Source organism: Pedobacter sp. 22226, assembly GCF_052045455.1.
Classification (GTDB): domain Bacteria; phylum Bacteroidota; class Bacteroidia; order Sphingobacteriales; family Sphingobacteriaceae; genus Pedobacter; species Pedobacter jeongneungensis.
In genome coordinates this window covers 405,038-427,539 of sequence record NZ_JBQEPB010000003.1, presented here as the reverse complement: position 1 = coordinate 427,539, position 22,502 = coordinate 405,038, and the positions used below count along the sequence as shown (strand labels likewise).

Here is a 22,502-nt window from a genome sequence, read left to right as displayed (position 1 = left end):
GATGGCGATTTTAGATAATTTAGGAAAATACCGCAATACCGGATTGTTACTTTTGCGATTGGGCATAGGAGTAATGTTCATTATCCACGGCTTTCCAAAACTTGCCGGCGGGCCAAACGGCTGGACAAACTTAGGCGGAAGCATGAAAGTAATCGGCATAGATTTTTTTCCGATATTTTGGGGCTTTATGGCCGCAGCGACTGAAACCTTTGGTGGTTTTCTTCTAATTGTAGGCTTGTTTTTTAGACCGGCCTTAATTTTATTAATCTTTACCATGATTATTGCCGCTTTGGTACATTTTGGCAAAGGAGATGGATTAGGCGGAGCCAGCCATGCAATAGAATTAGGCATTGTATTTTTTGGCTTGATTTTTATCGGCCCGGGGAAATATAGTGTGGATAAGAAATAGCTTAACTATTCTTTCAATTAAGAAATAAAGGCCTGGAAAATTTCCAGGCCTTTATTTTAGCAAATTATCCGGTAATGTTAATGGTAAAAAAGCGTTTCACCGTCTGGCCATTGCCGAGGGTGGCCGTAACCGTTAAAATAACTGCGCCGCTTGTACCAGAGGTTGGGAGCGGCGCATCAGCCGCGCCACGTAAATCTTTTACCAATTTGGTAAAGGTATAACTGCCTCCGCTTACTGTTGCGGTGCCCAGATTGTTGATTACCGTACCTGTTGGCGTGGTAAATGAAAGTGTTTTTACATCTCCACTATAGGTAATTACAATATTTACAGTTCCTGTTCCTTTTGTAGTAGGAGTAGCTGTGGCATAGCTTGAGTAGGTGCCTGATACCGTATTTAAGTTACCATCAAAAGTAATGGTTGCAACTGTATCAAGTGTTTCAGGTTGCTTTGGATCTTTTTTGCATGAGGCCAGGCCTAAAATTGATGCAAATAATATGATTAAAATTCTTTTCATAGTTATAATTATTTATCCCAGAATACAGATTTTACAAATACTGAAGGTCGGGCTGGTGTGTTAGGATTGTAGCTTCTTTCGTTAAATGAATATGGTAATATGCGAGGAATGGCTGTTGAAGGAGATACCGGCGATAATACAGGAAATCCTGTTCTTCTCCAGTCCGTCCATGGCTCTATAGCAACCCCAAAGTTAGCCACAAATTTTTCTTCGATGATTTTTTGCAGCGCATTACCAGTTAGCAGCGTTCCATTTGCTGAAGCCAGATAAGTAGCTAAACCGGCGGTTACAGCCCCAGCTTCTGTTACATCTGAAAACTCAATTGCACTTGCAAATGAAGCGTTTATGCCTGCTTTATAATAAGTATCTGCCGTGGTTAAATCATTTCCACCGTTTGTTCTGGCGAAATATTCAGCTAAAATCTGATTTTGCTCAGCAAATGTTAACATTCTTATTGGTGCTTCGCCAGAATATGCACCTGCTGAAAGCTTTCCTCTAAGGTAAGTGCTCATGCGCGAAAAGGAAGTACTTACCACTATATCGCCATTTCCATTAGTAGCACCAATATATGAACCCGCCTGTAATGTAAAAAATGAATTTCTCCTGCTATCGCTCTTGGCATTCATAATGTCTACCAAAGTTTTACTTGGAAAAAACTGGTTCGGTCTTGAGCCTTCAAATTGGTGAATAGGGTTGGTTTGATTGGCAGAAGTTAAAAACCGCATTTGAAAATTGTCGGTATTCGCCCGTAACAGTTTATTGCCAGCTAATATAGTGGTTATACCCGTTTTAGCTCTCGTTGCATCTGCAGCAGTTCCGTTGGTAGAAAAGTAGTGGATATACATTCTAAGTTTTAAAGCATTTCCAAAACGTTCCCACTTATCCATATCGCCTCCATAAAACAAGTCATCAGTTGCAGGGGCCAACAAAGATGCTTTTTTGATATCTGCAATACCCTCGTCAATTAAATTAAACACATTGTCATATATGGCAGAAGATCCATCAAACTTAGGTTTTAAATTCGCTTCATAGCCTATAGCTTCTGTATAAGGCAAATCTCCAAATGCATCAACATGGGTCTGATAAACATACGCTTTTACCAATTCTGCAACACCTGCATATTTGGGGCTTGTTGCTTTAGTTTTTTCGATCACTTTCTGTAAATCGGTCAGGGTACCTGCAAAAGTTGCTGCCCAGGTATTATTAATATCACCTTCACCTATGGCATATTTATCATATTGCGTAGGCTGGGCTGCACCACCACCCTGTGCAGCAAACTGCTGCACCCATAAAGCTGTAAAACGGTGTATATCAGAACCCATTGTAAAGCCAAGATTACCTTGTGCAGCAGGTAAAACCAAACTTGCATCGGGATCTTTTAATCGTGTAGGATCATCATTAATGTCTACAAATTTCTTGCACGAGCTCAGTCCTGTTATGGCTAATGCCAATCCAAAAGCTACTTTCTTTATATTAATTTTCATATTTAAACTCTCCTAATGCTAAAATGATAATTTTAAAAATCCACCATAGGTTCTTGTTTGAGGTTGGCCATTATACTCAATCCCCTGTCCGTTCCCCACACCTAAAAGGTTATTCTCGGGATCTAAGTGAGGGAAATTGGGCGCATACATCAAAAGGTTTCTTCCGGTTAAACCAACATTAATTCCTTTTATAAAGCTTAATTTGTTTAATAATTTGCCCGGGATACGATAAGAGATTGTGGCCTCCCGTAACCTGATCCAGGAACCGTCAAAAACAGCGTATTCCTGGGCTGCAGAAGAATACAAATCGCTATAATATTGTTCGGCTGTAATTAAGGTATTGTTTGGCGTACCATCGGCATATACTGCGTTGTGCATATATAAACGATCTCTGTTGCCTGTTTCTGCAGCCACACCATATCTTCTTAAATCGGTAATTGTTCTCGAATAAATATCGCCCCCGTAACGTATATCTGCAAATAAACTTAATGATAAGCCTTTATAAGAGAAGGTGGTATTTACACCGCCCGTCCATTTTGGGTTTGGATCGCCAATGGGTTGTAATTCTGCAGTGTTGATCTGACCAGAACTTAACCTGCCATTCGCATCAACCACATCCTTACCATTAAGTTTTTTAAATACCTGACCGAATAGTGTTCCATACTGATATCCGGTAACAATCCGTCCCTGCGGATTGGTAAAGCCACCGTTGCCAATAAAGGGTACACCCGGTGCCAGTTCTACTACTTCATTTCTGCCTTTGGTAAAGTTTACAGATAAATCCCAGTTAAAGTTTGTAGATTTTATTGGTGTTCCACTAATCAACAACTCAATACCGTGAGCTTTTAATGTTCCGGCATTTAACAGGGTGCTGGTATAACCTGAAGAAGGTGCACTAGGCACAGAAAATATAATGTCGGTGCTTTTAGTGCTATAGTACGCAACATCAATACTTAACCTGTCTTTTAAAAGTTTAGCCTCTAAACCAACTTCTCTTGAAGCTGTAAATTCGGGCTTGATATTAATATTGCCTGCTGCATTTGAAAAAGTTTGACCATTTACTCCATTAAATGGAAAAATAAGATTTGGCCCGAAACCATCAGAAGGACCCGCAGTACTAAAATAAGTGCCGGTACTATAAATTGGTGCTTCTCTACCTACTTTTGCATAGTTAGCCCTGATTTTCAGGTAGGTTAAAATATCGTTTTGTTTTAACTCCGGAAAAGCCTCTGTAGCAATAAAACTGGCATCTACTTTAGGGTAAAAATAACTTCTTTTATCAGGAGCAAAAGTTGAAGAAACATCTCTACGACCTGTAAATGAAAGATATGCAAAAGATTTATAATCTAAACTAATATCGGCATATACCCCTACCAAACTTTGTTCTCTTATGGTTTGAAGCGGAACATAAGTTAGGGTATTGGAGATATTGTAGTTATGCGCTGCCTGTATGCCATTACCAGTTACCTGCAATTGATCTGTTCTTCTATAATTAATCTCGTTACCCAATAAAAATCTGGCACCAAAGTCTTTTAAAAACCTTTTATTGGCCACTAAATTGAAATATGAACTCACCTCACGCCTGTTGGTGGTATTATCTATAATGGAACCTGTCCTACTGGCAGATTGATTATTGTTTGCTGATTTTTCGTTGATTGTTTTGGACACATTAGTATATTGATCAATCCCGATTTTGTAATTGGCACTTAACCAATCAGCTATTTTATAATCTAAACCCACATTACCAATGGCCCGATCTATTTTTTGTTTAAATAATACATATTTAATTGACCATAGTGGGTTATCCGTACCTAAAACATTATAATAAGTATAACCTGGATTGTTAACACGGTTGCTTGGTATATTATTTAAACCTGCAGCCGTTTCAAATGGATAATTAGCAAGATTATAGGTCCTGGGTAAAGTCATACCATCAAATAAGGGATTTGACCTTGCATTACCGGTAGGGGTACCCACAGAATTATTATGGATGTACTGAATTGAAGAACTAATGGTTAAATTTTTACTCAATTGTGTACTGGCGTTAACAGTAAAGTTATTTTTAGCCAAAGTATTATTATCGATATATCCACTTTCTTTAAAATTACCATAATTAAAATAGTAGGCTGTTTTTTCTGTGCCACCAGAAAAAGTAACGTTATTCTGCAGGTTATACCCACCTTTGAATATATCCTTAACATTATCAGGATAAGCCGTTAGGGTTTCCGGATTACCAAGGTAATTGGTAACCGTTTGGCCTGTTATTTTAGCTCCCCACGACATTTGCGAAAAGGAATCATATAATCCATTGGCGCCCTGAGAATATTGATTCTGATAATCCGGTAAACGGTTAACTTCTATATAATTGTAATTACTACTTAATTCTACTCTTCCGGCCTGACCTTTACTTCCTTTTTTAGTGGTTACGATAACTGCCCCGGCAACAGCCCTTGATCCGTAGAGTACGGCTGCAGCTGGCCCCTTCAAAATCGTTACCGACTCAATATCGTCCTGGTTTAAATCAATACCCCTGTTCGAATTCGTACTTCCCGTATTTACTGATTGGTCTCCTCCGCCATTATCAATTGGAATGCCATCCAATACCCATAACGGTTGGTTCGATCCGGTAAAGGTTGTGGCCTGCCTGATATTGATATTTGAAGAAGCACCTGTTGCACCGCCTGTTGATAGAATTTTTACACCCGCTACCTTACCTGCTAATGCATTTACCACATTAGTTGAACGACCAGCGGTTAATTTTGAAGCATCAACGGTAGTAGCTGCATAGCCTAAAGATTTTGCTTCTCTTTTTTGACCTAATGCCGTTACTACAACTTCTGATAAGGATTTTGAATCGACTTCCAAAGAAACATTGATTATGCTTCCCCCGATAGCAATTTCCTGTGTCGAATATCCTACAGAAGAAAAAGTTAAAGTTTTAGCATCTGCACTTACTTTAATCGAAAATTTACCTGTTGCATTAGTAGAAACACCAGTACCGGATATTCCTTTAATTTTAACACTTACACCAGGAAGCGGCATTCCGTCTTCCGAGCCCGTAACTGTCCCAGTGATTGTTCTTTCTTGCGCTATTGCTGAGGAGGCAATAAATAGCAATATGAACAAACTTTGTAGAAGTTTTTTCATAAAAAAAATAGTTTAGTTTAGTTAATAATAGTACAATATAAGGCTTAGTATTTTGTAATACAAATTTTACAAAATAAAAATTTCTTCTACTTTTTTAAAAACCTTAAAACATGGAATAAATTGAGGATCAGCAACTAAAGGACCAAGGCAAGCCGGTTGTAGTTAAAGGCTGAAATGATTATACATTTAGCTTTGATAAGCTATTTTTCTGATCGGAAAGAGATAGTAAAAAAAGAGGCTATCTAAAAAGATAGCCCCGGCAATATTGTTTAATTAGAAGTTATTAACTTCCGAGTTAGTATTAATTTCTGCAAGCGGTATAGCGAAAGTGTAGCGGTCATCTGTAACAGGAATAGCTGCGCCGATACCAAAAGAAGGAAGAGGAGTGGCTTTTCTGGCCAAATCGTTATACCTGAATCCTTCAGCCAGTAACTCAATTCGTCTTTCTTTCAGAATTGCATTTACCTGATCGGCCGGAGTAGCAAACACACCAAATACATAAGTAGCATCAGAACGTGTTCGTACAGCCTGTAATATGGCTCTTGAGCGAACTAAATTACCACCAGTTACCAAAGCTTCTGCCTCGGCAACATTCAGCAATACTTCTGCATAACGAATAATTGGAACAAAATCTATAAATGGTGAAGTTCCTGAGAATTTAATTACCCTGCGTACGGTACTGGTAGAAGATAGTGCCACGTTTCCGGTTAAACTGGATTTTCTGGCATCTGTTGCCGGCCATGCGGCATCTGCATATATACCTGCACCTGTTTGATTCAGGAAGTATTCTACGTTACTATTATAATAATACCCAAGCTGATTCTGTGTTCCAGGTGCATTGGTATCAGCCATGGGTAAAGAGAAAATAGATTCAGAAGTGGTGTATGGCGCGGCGAAAACACTAGCCACATTGGCCTGTAAAGCATGAGGGGTTCTGGCTGTGTTGATAAAAGGAGCAACCAGCGGAACCAGTTTATTGCCTTCTTCAATTACTTTTGCATAATTTCCCATCGCCAGATAAACACGCGTTTTTAATGCAATTGCCGTGTTTTTGTGCGCCCTGGTTGTATTAGCCAAAGCAGTACCCTGACCATCAGGTAAACCAGCTTCTGCATCATCCAGATCTTTTAAAATCTGTGCGTACACTGCTGCAACAGTACTGCTTTTTAAAGCATTATTGGCCAGAGATGTTTCTGGCTGCAAACGCAATGGCAAACCACGTGATGCTCCGTTATTTTGAACATAAGGTTTAGCGAAAACCTGTATTAAAGAAAAATAGCTCAATGCCCTGATAAACTTAGCTTCGCCAATGTAATTGGCGTTTAAAGCGGGAGTTAAAACAGTAGAATTGGTTTCTATTCCTTTTAAAAACAGATTTACCCTGTTAATAGTTAAGTATCCCTGCGACCAGAAACTGGCGATATAGGTATTGGTAGAGTTATTTGTACCGCCATAAACATCGTAACCGGTAACGTTATTACTTAATCTATTGGTAAATTCTTCGGCCCTGATATCATTGTAAATCTGATACCTGCCACCAAGAAATGAGCCTGATTTTAGCGATACGTATAAGCCGTTCACCTGACCTAAAATCCTTGTTGGATTAGCAAATGCATCCTGATCAGGAAGGGTAAGTTCTGGTGCTGCCACCAGAAAATCTTTTTTACAAGAAGACACAAAACCTATTAATGGCAATGCTGTTACTGCCAATATAGCAACCTTCTGTTTGTATGAATTGATATGAAAAATTTTCATGTTGATTTGTAGTTAAAATTATAATCCTAAACTAATTCCGAAGGTGAAAGATCTTCCCTGAGGAATACTGTTACGTTCGATACCACTTGCAAGGTTTGAGTTACCGTTAGTAGATATCTCGGGGTCAACACCTGTATAGCCTGTAATAATAAAAGCATTGTTTACAGAAGCATAAACCCTGGCACTATTGATGCCGATCTTACCAAATACAGATTTTGGAATTTTATACCCTAAAGTTGCTGCCTGTAAGCGAAGAAAGTCTCCTTTTTCAACATTGGCATCGATAGGGAATGATGATCCGTTAGAAACGTTATCTCCGTAAACTACTCTTGGAATATTGGTTTCCTGACCAGGTGTAGTCCAGGCGTTTAATACCTCTGTTGAGTTGTTCCAGAAACGTTGATCTAATAATCCTGCACGAGAACCATTATAGATGTAATTTCCGCCGGAATAAGTAAACATGATGTTTAGATCGAAGTTTTTATAAGCAAACGTATTGTTAAATCCACCATACCATTTAGGCAGGGTACCACCAATTACCTGAGCATCACCTGCCGGAGACGGAGCTGGGGTACCATCTAGGTATGTCCATGCGTTTGCACCGCCAAGGTGTAAATACTGTACTTCACGGCCTGCCGCATTAATAAAAATCCTGCGTCCGTTAGCCGGGTTAACACCATTCGTTTTAACCGCATATATACTTCCGATAGACTGGCCAACTGTGGTAACACTTGCCGATTCTAAAGAACTCGTAGTACCGATAATTTGTTTCACGTTTGGATCTAATGCAGTTACCTCATTTTTAATTGTGGTAAAGTTTAGGTTTGTGGTCCAGGTGAAGTTTGTTGTTTTTACAGGAACACCTGAAATTGCAAATTCAAATCCTTTGTTATACATCGAACCTACGTTGGCAAGGATACTTCCGCCCGGGATACCTTTTGATGGCGCCTGAGGAACATCTAAAATTAAGTTATTGATATCTTTATGGAAGTAGTCGGCTTCAAAGGTAAGTCTGTCTTTCAGGAACCCGATATTTAAACCGATATCGGTCTGGTTACTGGTTTCCCATTTCAAATCCTTGTTTCCAGCTTGTCCATATAACCAGGCAAAAGGAATAGCACCATATAAAGCAGGACTATAAGTGGTGTATTCATTGTACGAACCTACGTTTGCATTTCCAACCCTGCCATAACTTGCGCGGATACGTAAATTGCTGATGGTATTTGCTAACGATGAATTTTTGAAGAAATCTTCCTGAGAGATAGACCATCCGATTGATCCGCCACCAAAATTACCCCATTTGTTTTCTTGAGCCAAACCAGAATTACCATCTCTTCTAAAATTACCACTTAAGAAATATTTACCCTTATAGTTATAGCTAACGCTTGCCAAATAAGCTTCGAAAGAAATTTGGTTTATGCTGTTTCCTCCAGGAACATTGGTTACATAAGTACCTTGAAACTGATTGAAGAAAGTTGGATCACCTAAGCCCTGGCGGATAGCTCCCCAGTTTACTGTTCTTGTTTTTTGAACATCCGAGCCTAAGGTTAAGTTTAAATTATGGTCGCCACCAAAAGTTTTGTTATACTGTACGGTATTAATCCAGTTCCAGTTGTTACGGCGTGCAGTATTATTGTATGCATAACCAGTATAAGTAAAACCATCTCCTGATAAAGGATTCCAGAATTGGATATTTTCGGTATTACTTCTGTCCCATGAGTAGTTTGACCTAAAGGTTAATCCATCTACAATTTTGAAAGTTGCACCCAGATTAGTTAAAAAACGGGTATTTTCTGATGTATTTAAATCTTTTTCTACCAATACAGTTGGGTGTGCCCAGGTACCTGCAATAAGGTTGGCATTGTTACCAATGTACTGACCGCTTAAGTTGTAGCTGCCATCTGGTTTATATACAGAAACGTTTGGCGCAGCAGCAATGGCAATACGACCTAAACCTGAAGACGCAAATGCTGAACCCGGAGCAGATCCACTTTGTGGCGATTTATTAAAACTGTTGTTGTAATTCAGGTTTAAGTTTAACTCTAACCAATCTGTGGCTTTGTGCGTTAAATTGGCACGCGCAGAGTTTCTTTGAAAAGAATTCGCTTTCAAGAAACCGTCCTGATCAGAAATACCGCCTGAAATATAATAAGTTGTTTTAGCTGTTCCTCCGCTTATGGTTACGTTATGGTTTTGCGAATAAGCCGTTCTGTAAACCTCATCATACCATTTGGTATCTACTAATGAACCATCTGCATTGTAGCTCGGGAAGAAACTTAGTCCGTTTGCATCTCTCTGAGCAGCAGTAAGGGCACTAGGATTGATTGCCAATGCATTTTTAACAGCAGCATTTTTCGAATCGATATATTGTTGTGCATTTAATACTTCTGGTAAACGTACGGCGTTATTTACACCCACCCAACCATCGTAGGTAACTTTGGCATCGCCGGTTTTTCCTTTTTTAGTGGTAATTACCAATACACCTGCTGCAGCTCTGGAACCATATAATGCGGTTGAGGCCGCATCTTTTAAAATGTCGATAGATTCAATATCCGACGGGTTAATATCGCCCAATGGGTTATTTGCTGCAGAGTTAGCCGAAGCATCGCCGGTTGGAAAAGGAATACCATCTACTATTACCAAAGGAAAAGAACTTAGTGATATTGAACTTACGCCCCTTACGCGGATTACCGGAGGATTGTTTAACAAGCCGTTCGGCTGGATAATACTCACACCAGCAGCCTGACCAGTTAAGCCTTGTACAAAACTTTGTACGGGTTTATCTTTTAAATCGTCACCCTTAACGCTTGCTGCCGATCCGGTAAAATCTTTTTTCTTGGTTACGCCATAACCTGTAACCACTACATCTGTTAACGTTTTCGAATCGCTTTCTAAAGCCACGTTGATTACTGATCCTCCTCCGATCGTTCTTGATTGAGTACTGTAACCTATGTACGAAAATTCTAATGTTGTTGCTCTTGATGTTACACGGACTGTGTATTTACCATCTGCACCAGTTGTGGTTCCGCCGGTTGCGCCTTTAATTTTAACACTTACACCAGGAAGCGGCATTCCGTCTTCCTTACCCGTAACTGTACCAGTGATTGTTCTTTCTTGCGCTATTGCCGAAGAGGCAATAAACAGCAATATGAACAAACTTTGTAGAAGTTTTTTCATAAAAAAATTTAGTTTAGTTTAGTTAATAATCGTGCAATTGGTTTGTATTCTGCAACACAAATTCAACAATAAGAACTGCACCTGTTTTTATTGCCGGTTTAAAGATTAAATATTAGAAGTTAATGATTGAGTTATTTTTGAGTTAACGACCAGGGTTATTTAAGTTAAATTTTCAATTGCGCCAGTGATGGTGGTTCTATAGGTCGCATTTTGAATTTTAACACTTATTTCCGGGGGATCTTTGTAGCCTTCTCTGGCCACATCAGCGCTTTTGATTGTTCTTTCTTGTGCTATTGCTCCGGTTGCAATGAACAACAATGAGAACAAACTCTGGGCGAGTTGTTTCATAAATAATTAGTTTAGTTTCCGTTTAATAATCCAATATAGGATTTAGAAAAACGTCATGCAAATTTTACAAAATAAAAATTAATTTATTTTTTTTGTGATTATTCAAAAAGAAGCTAAAAATCATCAGTAAAATCTGTCAAAAACAGCTAGAAACACCAAAAAAGCAATATAATTAAACTATTAACTGCTAATTATCTATTTAAAAAGATACAATTACATTAAAACAGGGTTAGAAAAATTATGATTATGAGGCGATATCGATTGAGCAGAAAAACCTGGCAAAAACATCACGATTAAAATAACCAGTCAAAATCAGGTAGAGGTGAGGAAATAAATCAGCTAAATGTGAATAGCCAATTTAGAAATAATTAGCCATAGAGGGATAACATCAAAATAACATAGGTATTAAAAAAAACAACATCAAAGTTACTTAAAAAAAGCCCTGTAACTTTTGGTTACAGGGCCTGAAATTATATTATAAATCTATAATGGATTTTGATCAGCGCTGGTTAGGCTCTTATTGTTGTCCATTTCTGTTTGTGGAATCTGCCACCTCCAACGGTTGTCGGTTGCAGCGATATTCAATAAACTCCACTGGATACCATTGCGAACTAAACCTCTCTGGTAGCGTTTTAAATCGAAATATTCAACTCCCATCTCTGCGTATAATTCCTTTCTGCGTTCTACCAGAATCTCATTAATTAATGCATCTTTACTTGTAGCTGTTGAGCGAACGGCATTAGGATCTCTTTGTTTCTGCAATACAAAAAGCACATCTTTAGCAGGCTCCAATAAACCTTGCTGCGCATCGCCTTCTGCCTCAATCAGGTACATTTCAGCAGCACGCATCATTACAAAATCGCCTGTTTGAGTTGCATTATCCTGAAATTTGTAGGTTACAAATTTTTTCCAGGTTAAAGCACTAGATTGTCCAGGTGCAGCCAAGAAAGTATTTCTAATATCAGTAGCAGTAAATAAACTTACGAAAGTATTATTGATGTATAAATCGTTATACCTCGCTTTGAAAGAGGTATTTGGTGTATTTAAAGGTTCGATATAACCGAAGAAAGATGCATACGATAACGACTGTGATGCATTAAATTGTAAGCCCCACATCCATTCTGCATTAGAAACAGTATTAAAACCAGCTTTATAATCTGCGGCACTCATTAAAGTAAAACCAGTTCTGGCTGCCTGTGCATTAGAAACCGCTTTTGTCCATAATGAAGCATCTGCCATTCCCATTTCCTGATAAACCTCAGCCAAAATACCCTGAGCTACACTTTTGTTAATGCGGTATTTATCAACACGGGTTGTGGTTAATGTTGCAGTTGCGTACTCTAAATCAGACACTACTTGCGCATAAACATCTTTCATTGATGAACGAGGTTTACCTGTAGTAGTTGCTGTAGTAGCTTCTAACATAATCGGCACACCTGCTGCATTTATATCTTTGGCATAAGTAAACTGATACACTCTTGCCAGTTGAAAGTAAGCCCAACCTCTTAAGGCCCTGGCTTCTGCAACAAAAGCATTTTTTACAGCATCTGATTCTGGCAACTTATTAATGTTGGTTACAATGGCATTTGCATTGTTAATTACTTTATAGCAAAGGTTCCAGATCTGGGCATTACGTGATGCTGTAGCAATTCTTCCATAAGTATTATCACTCCAGTTGTTTTCGTATAACCACCAGTTACTCGCATCAGAGATCATATCATTACCCCTCAAATCAAAGTTCAACTGTACCGTTTTCCAACCGTACATATTTTGCGCAGAACCCTGGTAATTACGCATCAGGTAATAAATACCTGTCAGAGCATTATCTACACCCACTTTAGAATTAAAAACCAATACATCCGAAACGCTGCCATCAGCAGGCTGAGGCTCGTTAAGGTAATCTTTGGTGCATGATGAAAGCGCTATAGCACTTAAACCAATCAATAAATATTTTTTAAATTTCATAATAATCTTTTTTAAATAGGCCTACTAAAATCCGAAGTTAACGCCGAACGATAAGGTTTTGTAAACAACAGAAGCGTTATTGGTAACACCAGCGATACCTTGCTCCGGATCTAAACCTTTACGACCGAAAATGGTGAATGGGTTTTGGTAATCTGCAAAAATTCTGGCATGGGCAAATTTAACCTTATCTAACCAACGTTGAGGCAAACGGTAACCTAAAGTAATGTTACGGATACGGCCATAGCTTGCATCATATAAGAAACGTGTTGAAGCCGAAGTTGCCTGATCATCTGTTGTACCGGTTAAGCGAGGAGTTACGCCATCACCAGGATTACTTGCACTTTGCCATCTGTTTAATATATCAACACTCCAGTTGTAACCTGGGTTTGTACCAATTGCCGCGTGCATTAAGCCGGCATAATCAGAATCATAAATTTTTCCACCGAAACTAAATGAAGCCAGCACATTCAAATCAAAGTTTTTGTAGCTGAATGTGTTGTTAATACCGCCAGTAGCATTTGGCAACGCTGTTCCTTTATAATAACGGGTTGCCGCACTGTAGGTTTTTGTGGTTGTTTGTGTGATATTTCCATTAGCATCTGTTTGATCCAGATACCACATCGGGCGACCATCAGCAGGATCAACACCAGCATAATCTCTTAAGTAGAAATTATATAATGATTCTCCAACAGAAAGCTGAGAAAAGTTGCTTCCTGTAATGGTAGGTTGAGGAAGTGATGTAATTTTATTTCTGATGTGTGTAAAGTTGATCGAGGTTGTCCATTGGAAATCTTTACCGGCAAAGTTTCTTGTAGTTAACTCAACCTCAATACCTTTGTTCGATAACTGACCAATATTATCGTTAACACCATTTAAACCACTTGAAGGAGCTAATGGCCTGTTAAACAATAATCCTTTTGATTTTTTGTTGAAGTAGGTAAATGATCCTGAAATTCTATTTTTCAAAACACCGAAATCAATACCCAGATCTAAATCCGTTTGTTTCTCCCAGGTAAGAACGTCGTTTGCTGCACTTAAAATGTAAGAACCGCTATATCCTGCAATGTTTGCACCGCCGGTATAAACGCCTAGATACGGGAAATAACTTTGGCTACCAGCACTGTTTAATAATGCCTGATTACCAGTTGTACCATAACTTGCCCTTAATTTTAAGTCGCTCAGCGCTTTAACATCCGAAAGGAAGCTTTCGCGGTTAACATTCCAGGAAGCACCAACTGAATAGAAGGTTGCCCAACGAACATTTTCAGCAAAACGACTGTTTCCATCACCACGAACCGAACCCGTTACGTGATATTTATCTTTATAATCATAGCTTGCTCTACCAAAGAAACTGGTCTGTCTGTTTAGGTAAGTATTAGAACTTGCCGTATATGGCGTTGCACCATAAGAAAGCTCGGTAGTACCAGGGAAGGTAAAACCTCTTGCTTCTGCATCAGTATAGTTATCTTTGTATTTATAAACTTCCCAACCAGCCAATAAGTTAAGATGGTGAACACCAAATGTTTTATCATATGTGGCAGTGTTTGTTAACGTTTGCGTAATTGTTGTTTCTCTGTACTTTTCACTTCTGCCACTATATGCAGCACCATCACCTACAAATGGGTTATAATACTGGTCAAATGCGTATTGATAGTAATCTAAAGCATACTGAGAACGGATTGTTAAGCCATCAATGATTTTAGCTTCTGCATAACCGTTAAGTGAAGTTAAATAACGATCGTAAGTAGTAGGGTTCATTGAGGTAGTAGCCGCTGGGTTACCTGGTCTTAATACCGGACGAAGCAATGGTCCGTTGTTACCAAAATCGTATTGTTTATTACCGTTAGCATCTAAAATTGGCTGACCAGTTGTTGGAGCCAAAAGGTATTCAGGATAAATGCTTGATACCGTACGGATCCAGGAGATTACGTTAGAGTAACCAGAACCCGCCTGGTTTGGATAGTTTTGAGTAGAAAAAGACCCGCTTACGTTTGCGCCAACTTTTAACCAGTTAGTAGTTTGGTTATCTAATTTAACGCGGCCACTGTATCTTTTAAACTGAGATTCTGTTGCTAAACCTTGATCTGACAGATAACCACCACCAATATAATAGCGTGTTTTATCAGAAGCGCCTGAAACAGCTCCATTAACGTCTGTTCTTTTTCCGGTTCTTAATAACGCATCAGCCCAATCCTGATTCCATAGTGCATTTGCACCTGCAACCAGTTTACCATCTAAACCAACCGGCTGAGCAAGGTTATATGGGTTATACACTAATGTAGGGGCAACAGTTTTGCTGGCATAATCTGCTGCAGATGCAGAACCAGAAGAAGTAACCAAAGCCGGAGTAATTAATGCCTGATTACGAAGACCTTCCCAGGTAGTTTCGTAAAGCCCCTGAGAGCCCAGGTATTCATAATCCTTAACAGCTCTGTTAGAAAAACCACTGTTAATATTTATATCAATTTTAGGCTTGCCCGATCCTGTTTTTGAGGTAATAAACAAAACACCGGCGGCTGCTCTCGATCCGTATAATGATGTTGCGGTTGCGTCTTTACCAATGGTAATGCTTTCGATATCATTAGGATTAATGTTATTTAAATGACCGCCGTATATTGCTCCATCTAAAACAATTAAAGGATCTGAAGAAGCATTTGCCGAAGCAATACCACGTACACGGATAGTTGGGTTCGCACCAGGCTGGCCAGTACTGTTAACGGCAACAACACCGCTTGCCTGACCTTGTAATACGTTACCAATGTTACTAACCAATTGATCTTTAATCTGCGTACTACCTACAGTTGCAGCAGTACCTGTAAAATTTTGTCTTTTAACCGTACCATATGCGGTTACTACAACATCCTGAAGTGATTGGTTATCAGCAACTAAAGTAACATTTAGTACACTTGTAATGGCAAGCGTTCGTTTAGTATAACCAATGTAAGAGAATTCTAATGTTTTTGCCGTAGAAGGAACACTAATTGTGTATTTACCGTCAACATTTGTTTGAGTAACAGCGCTTGTGCCACCCGCTTTTACACTTACTCCTGGAAGAGGTAAACCATCTTCTTTTGAAGTAACTGTACCTGAGACTGTTCGGTTTTGTGCAATTGCAGACGATGCGATTAACAAAAGCACGAACAAACTTTGTAGAAGTTTTTTCATGAAATTTAAGTTAGTTAGGGATAATTGAATTAATGAGGTTCGAATTTATAAAATAATTGAAGCGTAGTTCAAATTTTAAGTCCCGAAATTTACAAAGAGCGTGACTTTAACTAAATTATGACATTTTGATTACGATATTTCAATTAAATTTTAGTACTAACTATTTAGTTAACGGTTTGTTTGCGTTTAAGCAATTTTTTTTTGGTTTACCTTTAAATTCAATGAAACATAATTCAGATAAAGGTTATTCTGATTTGAATCTTCACGATAAGTCTTTTCTTTTTTTTAATTACAACCTATGCTTAATAGTAAAAGGCCATGATTATTTGTAAGTTTATATAAATAATCATATTAACATGAAAAATCTCTTTCAAAAAACAATCGTATTGTCATCAGTTTTTGTATTGCCTTATTTAGCCGGTCATGCCCAATTAGGGGTAAACCTGCAACTGGCAAATAATGATGTAAATTATTCAGGAAACACGACCAAAGGAAATAATGATGTTTCTTATCTATACGAAACATGGAATAAAGGATCGGTAAAATTATCTAATGATAGTTTGTATAAAGGGATGAACCTTATGTACGATTTAAGCAACGACCGTTTAATATTTAAAGCAGATAATGATTTACCACAATTATTTAAGCTTGCAGTAAAGGAATTTACCATTACATCTTCAGAAAATGGCGGAGCAAGCAAAAAATTTAAATCTGGGTACCCTTCAATAGACGGCGGAAATGAAAAAACTTTTTACGAAATTCTATCGGAAGGGAAAATCACCTTATTAAAGAGAGTACAGATGAAAAGGGTAGATGAAAGAGAAGCAGGAATGCTTTATTCTGTTAAAAAAATGAAACCTGTAGATACCTATTTTATTGAAAAGGCGGGGAAACTGGAGAAAATTAAAAGGGAGAGAAGTGCCATATATCCTCTTCTATCTCAAAATAAAGCTGAAGTTGACAGCTATATATCCAGCAATAAATTAAACATAAAAAAGGATAGTGATCTTTCTGTCTTATTTGATCACTTTAATACCTTATAATATTAATAAGGCCTATCTTCTAGACAGAAATAACTATTAATAACAAAATAACCTTATAAAAAAGAATGACCTCTTGTGTAAATACAAGAGGTCATTCTTTTTAAAAATTTTTAATCTTCTAAATGAAGACTAAATTCTATCTTATTGTAATCAAGAACATACGATATCCTTGGTTTCCACTAATGATATAACCTGATTTATCTACAGCAGATATCACTACAGGTAATGCATAGCGAACACCTGAAGTTAATGTAGAGGGTACAAATGTTAAAGTAACAGATGCATCTCTTCCTCCTGCCGCAATTTTTGCTACACCACCGTTTGATAAAGTATATTTATCAGCCGGAAGTCTGATGAACTTAGGAGTAGTGGTTATTGTTGCATTGTATGCAGTAATTTTTGCATCAGTTGCATCTCCAGCTAATGTAACATTTAGTTCTTCTGAAGCCGGGTCTTTTGCCGAAAGATGCACAGGAATAGTAATGGTTACCGGAGTGGTAGCAGGCAAAAATGTTGCAGGGGTAGTTGCCGGTGTAACCGCTAACGGGTATGTTCCAGCTACAGTAAATGTAGTACCCGTAGTTGGAATATTTACAACCTTGTTGTCTTCCAACGAGTCGTTAATTCCGTATAAGTTACTTTCGTAACCTTTGTCTTTAAGACAAGAGCTTAAGCTCATGGTAACGCCTGTTAATAATAATAATTTTATAAATCTTTTCATTTCAATTTCCTTAAGTAGTTAAATTTATTTATCCCAAAAAATTGCTGAAGTTTGTGTATTTATTGTTCCCTGAGCAGCAACGTTTGCAGCGTTATAATTATATTCTGCTTGTGGATATGGCAATCTAAGAGGAATAACATTGGTAAGTCTATTAGGATTTAATGATAGCGGAACATTAGGGAAACCTAATCTTCTATAATCAACATAGCTTTCAAAGTTTGCTAAACCAATTAACCCTAAATATTTCTGCTCAACAATTAATTGGATTTTATTTGTTGCAGCAGCATAACCAATAGAGGTATTTGCAGCTCCGGCAGTTAAATAAGCCTGGCCAGCAGCAGCCCCGGCTCCTAAATATGTGAATGATTCTTTAACAGCATTTTCATATAAAGTTTGTGCACTTCCGGAAATCCATCCTCTCTCAGCAGCCTCAGCTTGTAAGAATAAACTTTCAATTGCTGTGAAAACAGGTTGTGACTGTGTTGCAAGTTTTGCTAAACCAGGACCAGCAACGTCTGATTGATTTTGTTGCTTGTAAGGATCATTATTTGGAACTACTTCACCAAAATTAACTCCTTTATATGTATTTCCATTCAATGGCGTAACAGCTGGGCTGAATACATATTGATAACGGATATCATTTGTAGAAGTGAATTTATTAAGGATATAGTTATTCGCTCTGTTATATTGATCTGTAACACCTAATGCTGTTATTTTATATGTATTCCAGAATGGGTTTTGCTGCCCGTCTACCACAGCATAACCTGGGTTAACTAGTGCTGCTTGCGATCCTTGATTGATATAACCAGCTCCATCTGCAGTAATCTGAGCAACAACAGCTGTACGTGTAGCAGCGGTTACCACTTGAGATTCATGAATTAATAGTTTTAAGCGCATTGTGTTGACTAATCTTCTCCAGGCTGCGGTATTACCAGCATACATAACGTCAGATGCTTTGGTTGCCGCATCTACACCGTTAGCTTCTGCCTGTACAAAAAGTTTTCCTGCAGCATCTAACTGAACAAATAAATCAGCGTAGATATCTTCACCTTTATCATAAGCAGGAGTAATATTCCCAACAAAATCAAAAGCTTTGGAATATGGCACATTGTTGTATTGATCAACCAAGTACATATAACCAATTGCTTTTAAAGTTTTTGCAGCTCCTTCATAGAAAGGTTGCCCACCTTGTTTAGCCTTTTTCTCCATGGTATTGATATCATTAAGGATATCGAACCAACCTGTCCACTGCCCGCTTTGGAAAGAATTCGTAATGGCATAAGATTCAATTTCAATTGATTGGCCATATGAACCTGAGTGACCCCAATAGCTCATCCAAAACGCTGCGTAATCAAAAGTAGTACCAACCCTTACCCCTACGTTATGTAGTGCTCTCGGTAAAAGTACCTTAGGAGTAATCGATTGATCAGTTGGAGAATTAGGATTCTCATTAATATCGAAAAACTCTTTTTTACAACTTGCAGTAAATAACAACACCGCTGCAAAAAATGGATATATAATTTTTTTCATTTCTGTCCTATTTAATATTGTTATTAAAATGTAATCGTAATGTTTCCACCAAAAGTTCTTGTTGGAGGATTAATTGACGAGTTACTTATACCTGCTTGATTACCCGTAGTAACACCAGTTGTACTGCCGTTTCCAAAATTTGCAGCAGCAGGGCTAAATGTAAAATCAGGATCTGTGTATTGATTTGACTTAGGTAACCATAACGCTAAATTTCTTCCGGTTAACGCAATGTTTAGTGCTTTAATAACCTTTTGACTGCCAAAAACAGATACCGGGATATCATAACCTATAGATAACTCACGGAATCTCCATGAAGCTGCACTTGTAATATAGTTAGTAGCAACACTTCTAGCTACACCAGTAAAAAATGTTTCCGGGTTATTAAGAGTTACATTGGTATTGGCAACATATTGTCCATTAACTAACACAGAAGAATTAGGGAAAATAAATCTTTCACGGTTATTAATTCCAGATAGTGCTGAAACACCTGTCCAAGACATTGCATTACCAATATCATTATAGTTCATGTAACCTCCTTTATATTCAAACAATGCAGAAACACTTAGGCCTTTCCAACGGATAGATGGATTTAAACCAACAATCCATTTTGGAAGTGTATTGCCGTAAATTTTTGTGTTCGGATCGGCAGTAGGTGCTCCGGTAAGTGAATTCACGATTACTCTTCCTTCTGAATCTCTAACGTAATCCGTTGCTCTGATTACGAATGCCGGATAACCTTTAATTGCGTAGTTACCTGCATAAGTATAACCTCCAATTGAGATCTGATCTAAACCAGGATAAATTTGAGTAACATCACTAGTATTGTAGGTTGCATTTGCTTTAAAGTTAATGCGAACCTGACCTAAATTTACCAAAGGTGTTAATCCTAAATCTAATTCGAAACCTTTATTAATAAATGAAGCCGCATTTACGTTTGCAGTAGTGTAACCAGTTGCAGATGATAAATTAATCGGAACAATCTGGTCTGTCATGCTTTGACGGAAATAAGTAGCCTCAATATTAATCCTGTTCTTTAAAAATCCAGCTTCCAAACCAACTTCAGTATTCTGAATAAATTCTGGCCTTAAAAGTGGATCGTAAACAGTATTGTCTGCAGCGTAACCAGGTACGGTACCATAAGGGAAACCACCACCTTGAGAGAATGTTGCAGCTAAAGAGTAAGCTGCTAAATCAGCATTTGCTGTTTTATTCCAACCACCCCTAAGCTTTAAGTAAGAAAGGATATTACTGTTTTTTAATGCATCTATAGCATCTGTTAATACGAATGATGCACTTACTCCTGGGTAGAAGTATGAGTTATTATCGTCACTTAATACCGATGTTTTTTCATTACGTCCGGTAACCTCTACGTTTGCCCATCCTTTGTAGCTTAATGCAGCACTACCATATAAAGCAAATAACCTGCTTTGTCTGAAAGGAGAAGAACCAGTTAAATTACCTGTACGCTGAGAAATATTATTTAAATCAGGTACAACTAAAGATACAGCTCCAACACGGGTATCACGACCATTATCGCCACGAAGGTAAGTACCTAAAACACCTGTAATTTTGAAATCATCATTAATTTGTTTGTTGAAATTTGCAAACAGCTCCGACGATAATCTTTGAGATCTGAAAGAACGTTCTTCTAAATTAGAAGCAATAGGGTTAAATCCCCTGGTGGCAGTACCGTAAGAATTAGGTGTTTCACCTTTAGAAATCCTGCGCTCATCAGTTGATTGAGAAGTTATACCAGCTCTATAGTTTAACGACATCCAGTCAGCAACTTTAAATTCTAAGTTTAAGTTAGCAAGAAAATCTGCTCTTCTTCCTGTTTTTCTAAAATTATCAATTGCAAAATATGGATTTAAACCATAATCAGTATAATAGTAGTTGTAAGAAGCATAAGGATTGTTTTCAAAATCTTTATATTTCTGCAAATCGATGTATCCAGCAGTATTAAACAATAAGTTCATTAAACCCTGATTTAATCCTACATTCTGAGAAGAGTTAAAATCAGACATACCTTCTGAATCAAACAGATTATAGTTCTGCTGAACATAATTCGTGTTTAAAGCAACCTTCAATCTTCCATATTCTCTAGATGCATTTAAACGGATACCTGTTCTACGGTTTTTATCATCTGGAACAATACCTTTAATATTCGCATCCTGTAAGCTTAAGTAAAAGTTTTTATCTCCATAAGAAACATCATTCTGAATAACAGAACCAGTATTAAAGAAGTCTTTTCTAGAGTTTTTGTTGCTATAAGTTTCTGTCTGGGTAGTTAAAGGACCGAAACGAGGATCTACAACGCCCGTTAAATCCGGACCGATATCAATTGTTGAACCATCATATGCAGGACCCCATGACCAGTTTTCGATAGGTGTGTACTGACCGCCAACTGCATTGTTACCACCACCGCCTAAACCAAATTTTTCCTGAAATTTAGGAAAAAAGCTGATATCCTGAAATTGAGTTGAATTACTAACTGTAACAACAGGCTTTCCATCTTTTGTTCCTTTTTTAGTAGTTACGATGATTACACCGTTTCTTGCATCAGATCCATAAACAGCCGCACCAGCAGAACCTTTTAAAACGGTTACATCTTCAATATCATTAGGATTTAATGAAGAAAGGTAATTGATATCAGACTGAACACCATCCAATAACAATAACGGGTTGTTGTTTCCGGTTAATGAACGGATACCACGTAAGTTAATTTTAACGTTTTCGAATACACCACTATTTGTTGTAGTAATGTTCAAACCCGAAACTTTTCCCTGTAAACCGTTTGCAACGTTTACTGCATTTCCAGCTGTAATTGTTTCGTTGTTAACCGAGGTAGCAGCATATCCAAGTTCTTTTTTCTGTCTTTGAATTCCCAATGCACCAGTAATCACAACTTCACCAAGTTGTTGTTGATCTGATGCTAAAGAAACTCTTAAAACACCACTAGAAGGAATGGCAACGGTTTGAGTCTGAAACCCCAAAAACGAAAATTTTAAGCTTGAAGTACCAGATGGCACACTAAGACTGAATTTACCATCAGCAGATGTTTGGGTTCCGCTTTTAGCTCCAGTAATCGTAACACTTACACCAGGAATTGGTAATCCATCATCCTTTGATGTAACTGTACCAGTGATTGTTCTATCTTGTGCCATTGCCGTTACAGCAACAAACATAAGTATGAACAAACTTTGTAGAAGTTTTTTCATAATTTGAAAATAGGTTAGTTAATGAT

Annotated in this window: 13 protein-coding genes; 2 read left to right on the top strand and 11 right to left on the bottom strand. The window is 37.9% G+C overall.

Annotated features, from left to right (window positions below):
- Window position 1 precedes the first annotated feature (1 nt).
- Window positions 2-409, top strand: coding sequence for a DoxX family protein (locus tag ACTJKC_RS08720; RefSeq protein WP_440791153.1), 408 nt, complete (start codon window positions 2-4; stop codon window positions 407-409).
- A gap of 64 nt (window positions 410-473) precedes the next feature.
- Here the strand turns inward: ACTJKC_RS08720 and ACTJKC_RS08715 are convergent, their stop codons facing one another.
- From ACTJKC_RS08715 to ACTJKC_RS08680, 8 genes are all read right to left on the bottom strand, one after another.
- A complete protein-coding gene (locus ACTJKC_RS08715; protein WP_344851460.1) occupies window positions 474-923 on the bottom strand; it encodes a hypothetical protein in 450 nt (149 codons plus the stop codon).
- 8 nt (window positions 924-931) lie between these two features.
- Complete coding sequence (locus ACTJKC_RS08710; protein ID WP_344851459.1) at window positions 932-2,407, bottom strand: SusD/RagB family nutrient-binding outer membrane lipoprotein; 1,476 nt, start codon at window positions 2,405-2,407, stop codon at window positions 932-934.
- 18 nt (window positions 2,408-2,425) lie between these two features.
- Window positions 2,426-5,554: a SusC/RagA family TonB-linked outer membrane protein gene (locus ACTJKC_RS08705; RefSeq protein ID WP_440791151.1), complete on the bottom strand. Its 3,129-nt coding sequence runs from the start codon at window positions 5,552-5,554 to the stop codon at window positions 2,426-2,428.
- A gap of 273 nt (window positions 5,555-5,827) precedes the next feature.
- Window positions 5,828-7,309, bottom strand: coding sequence for a RagB/SusD family nutrient uptake outer membrane protein (locus tag ACTJKC_RS08700; RefSeq protein WP_440791149.1), 1,482 nt, complete (start codon window positions 7,307-7,309; stop codon window positions 5,828-5,830).
- An 18-nt stretch (window positions 7,310-7,327) separates the two neighbouring features.
- Window positions 7,328-10,486 (bottom strand): SusC/RagA family TonB-linked outer membrane protein, encoded by a 3,159-nt coding sequence (locus tag ACTJKC_RS08695; protein ID WP_440791147.1) that lies wholly within the window; start codon window positions 10,484-10,486, stop codon window positions 7,328-7,330.
- 159 nt (window positions 10,487-10,645) lie between these two features.
- Window positions 10,646-10,834, bottom strand: a complete 189-nt coding sequence (locus ACTJKC_RS08690; protein WP_440791145.1) for a hypothetical protein — start codon at window positions 10,832-10,834, stop codon at window positions 10,646-10,648.
- A 483-nt stretch (window positions 10,835-11,317) separates the two neighbouring features.
- Window positions 11,318-12,799 carry a RagB/SusD family nutrient uptake outer membrane protein gene (locus ACTJKC_RS08685; protein WP_440791143.1) on the bottom strand — a complete coding sequence of 494 codons (1,482 nt, stop codon included), beginning with the start codon at window positions 12,797-12,799 and terminating at the stop codon, window positions 11,318-11,320.
- 24 nt (window positions 12,800-12,823) lie between these two features.
- A complete protein-coding gene (locus ACTJKC_RS08680; protein WP_344851453.1) occupies window positions 12,824-15,964 on the bottom strand; it encodes a SusC/RagA family TonB-linked outer membrane protein in 3,141 nt (1,046 codons plus the stop codon).
- Between the two features lie 356 nt (window positions 15,965-16,320).
- Here ACTJKC_RS08680 and ACTJKC_RS08675 point away from each other — a divergent pair, with 356 nt between their 5' ends.
- On the top strand, window positions 16,321-17,007 hold the full coding sequence (locus ACTJKC_RS08675; RefSeq protein ID WP_440791140.1) for a hypothetical protein: 687 nt from the start codon (window positions 16,321-16,323) through the stop codon (window positions 17,005-17,007).
- A gap of 136 nt (window positions 17,008-17,143) precedes the next feature.
- Here the strand turns inward: ACTJKC_RS08675 and ACTJKC_RS08670 are convergent, their stop codons facing one another.
- The 3 genes from ACTJKC_RS08670 to ACTJKC_RS08660 are packed head-to-tail and all read right to left on the bottom strand — an operon-like array spanning window position 17,144 to window position 22,476.
- On the bottom strand, window positions 17,144-17,728 hold the full coding sequence (locus ACTJKC_RS08670) for a DUF1735 domain-containing protein (protein ID WP_440791138.1): 585 nt from the start codon (window positions 17,726-17,728) through the stop codon (window positions 17,144-17,146).
- Between the two features lie 24 nt (window positions 17,729-17,752).
- Window positions 17,753-19,258, bottom strand: a complete 1,506-nt coding sequence (locus tag ACTJKC_RS08665; protein WP_440791136.1) for a SusD/RagB family nutrient-binding outer membrane lipoprotein — start codon at window positions 19,256-19,258, stop codon at window positions 17,753-17,755.
- A gap of 23 nt (window positions 19,259-19,281) precedes the next feature.
- Window positions 19,282-22,476 (bottom strand): SusC/RagA family TonB-linked outer membrane protein, encoded by a 3,195-nt coding sequence (locus ACTJKC_RS08660; RefSeq protein ID WP_440791134.1) that lies wholly within the window; start codon window positions 22,474-22,476, stop codon window positions 19,282-19,284.
- Window positions 22,477-22,502 lie beyond the last annotated feature (26 nt).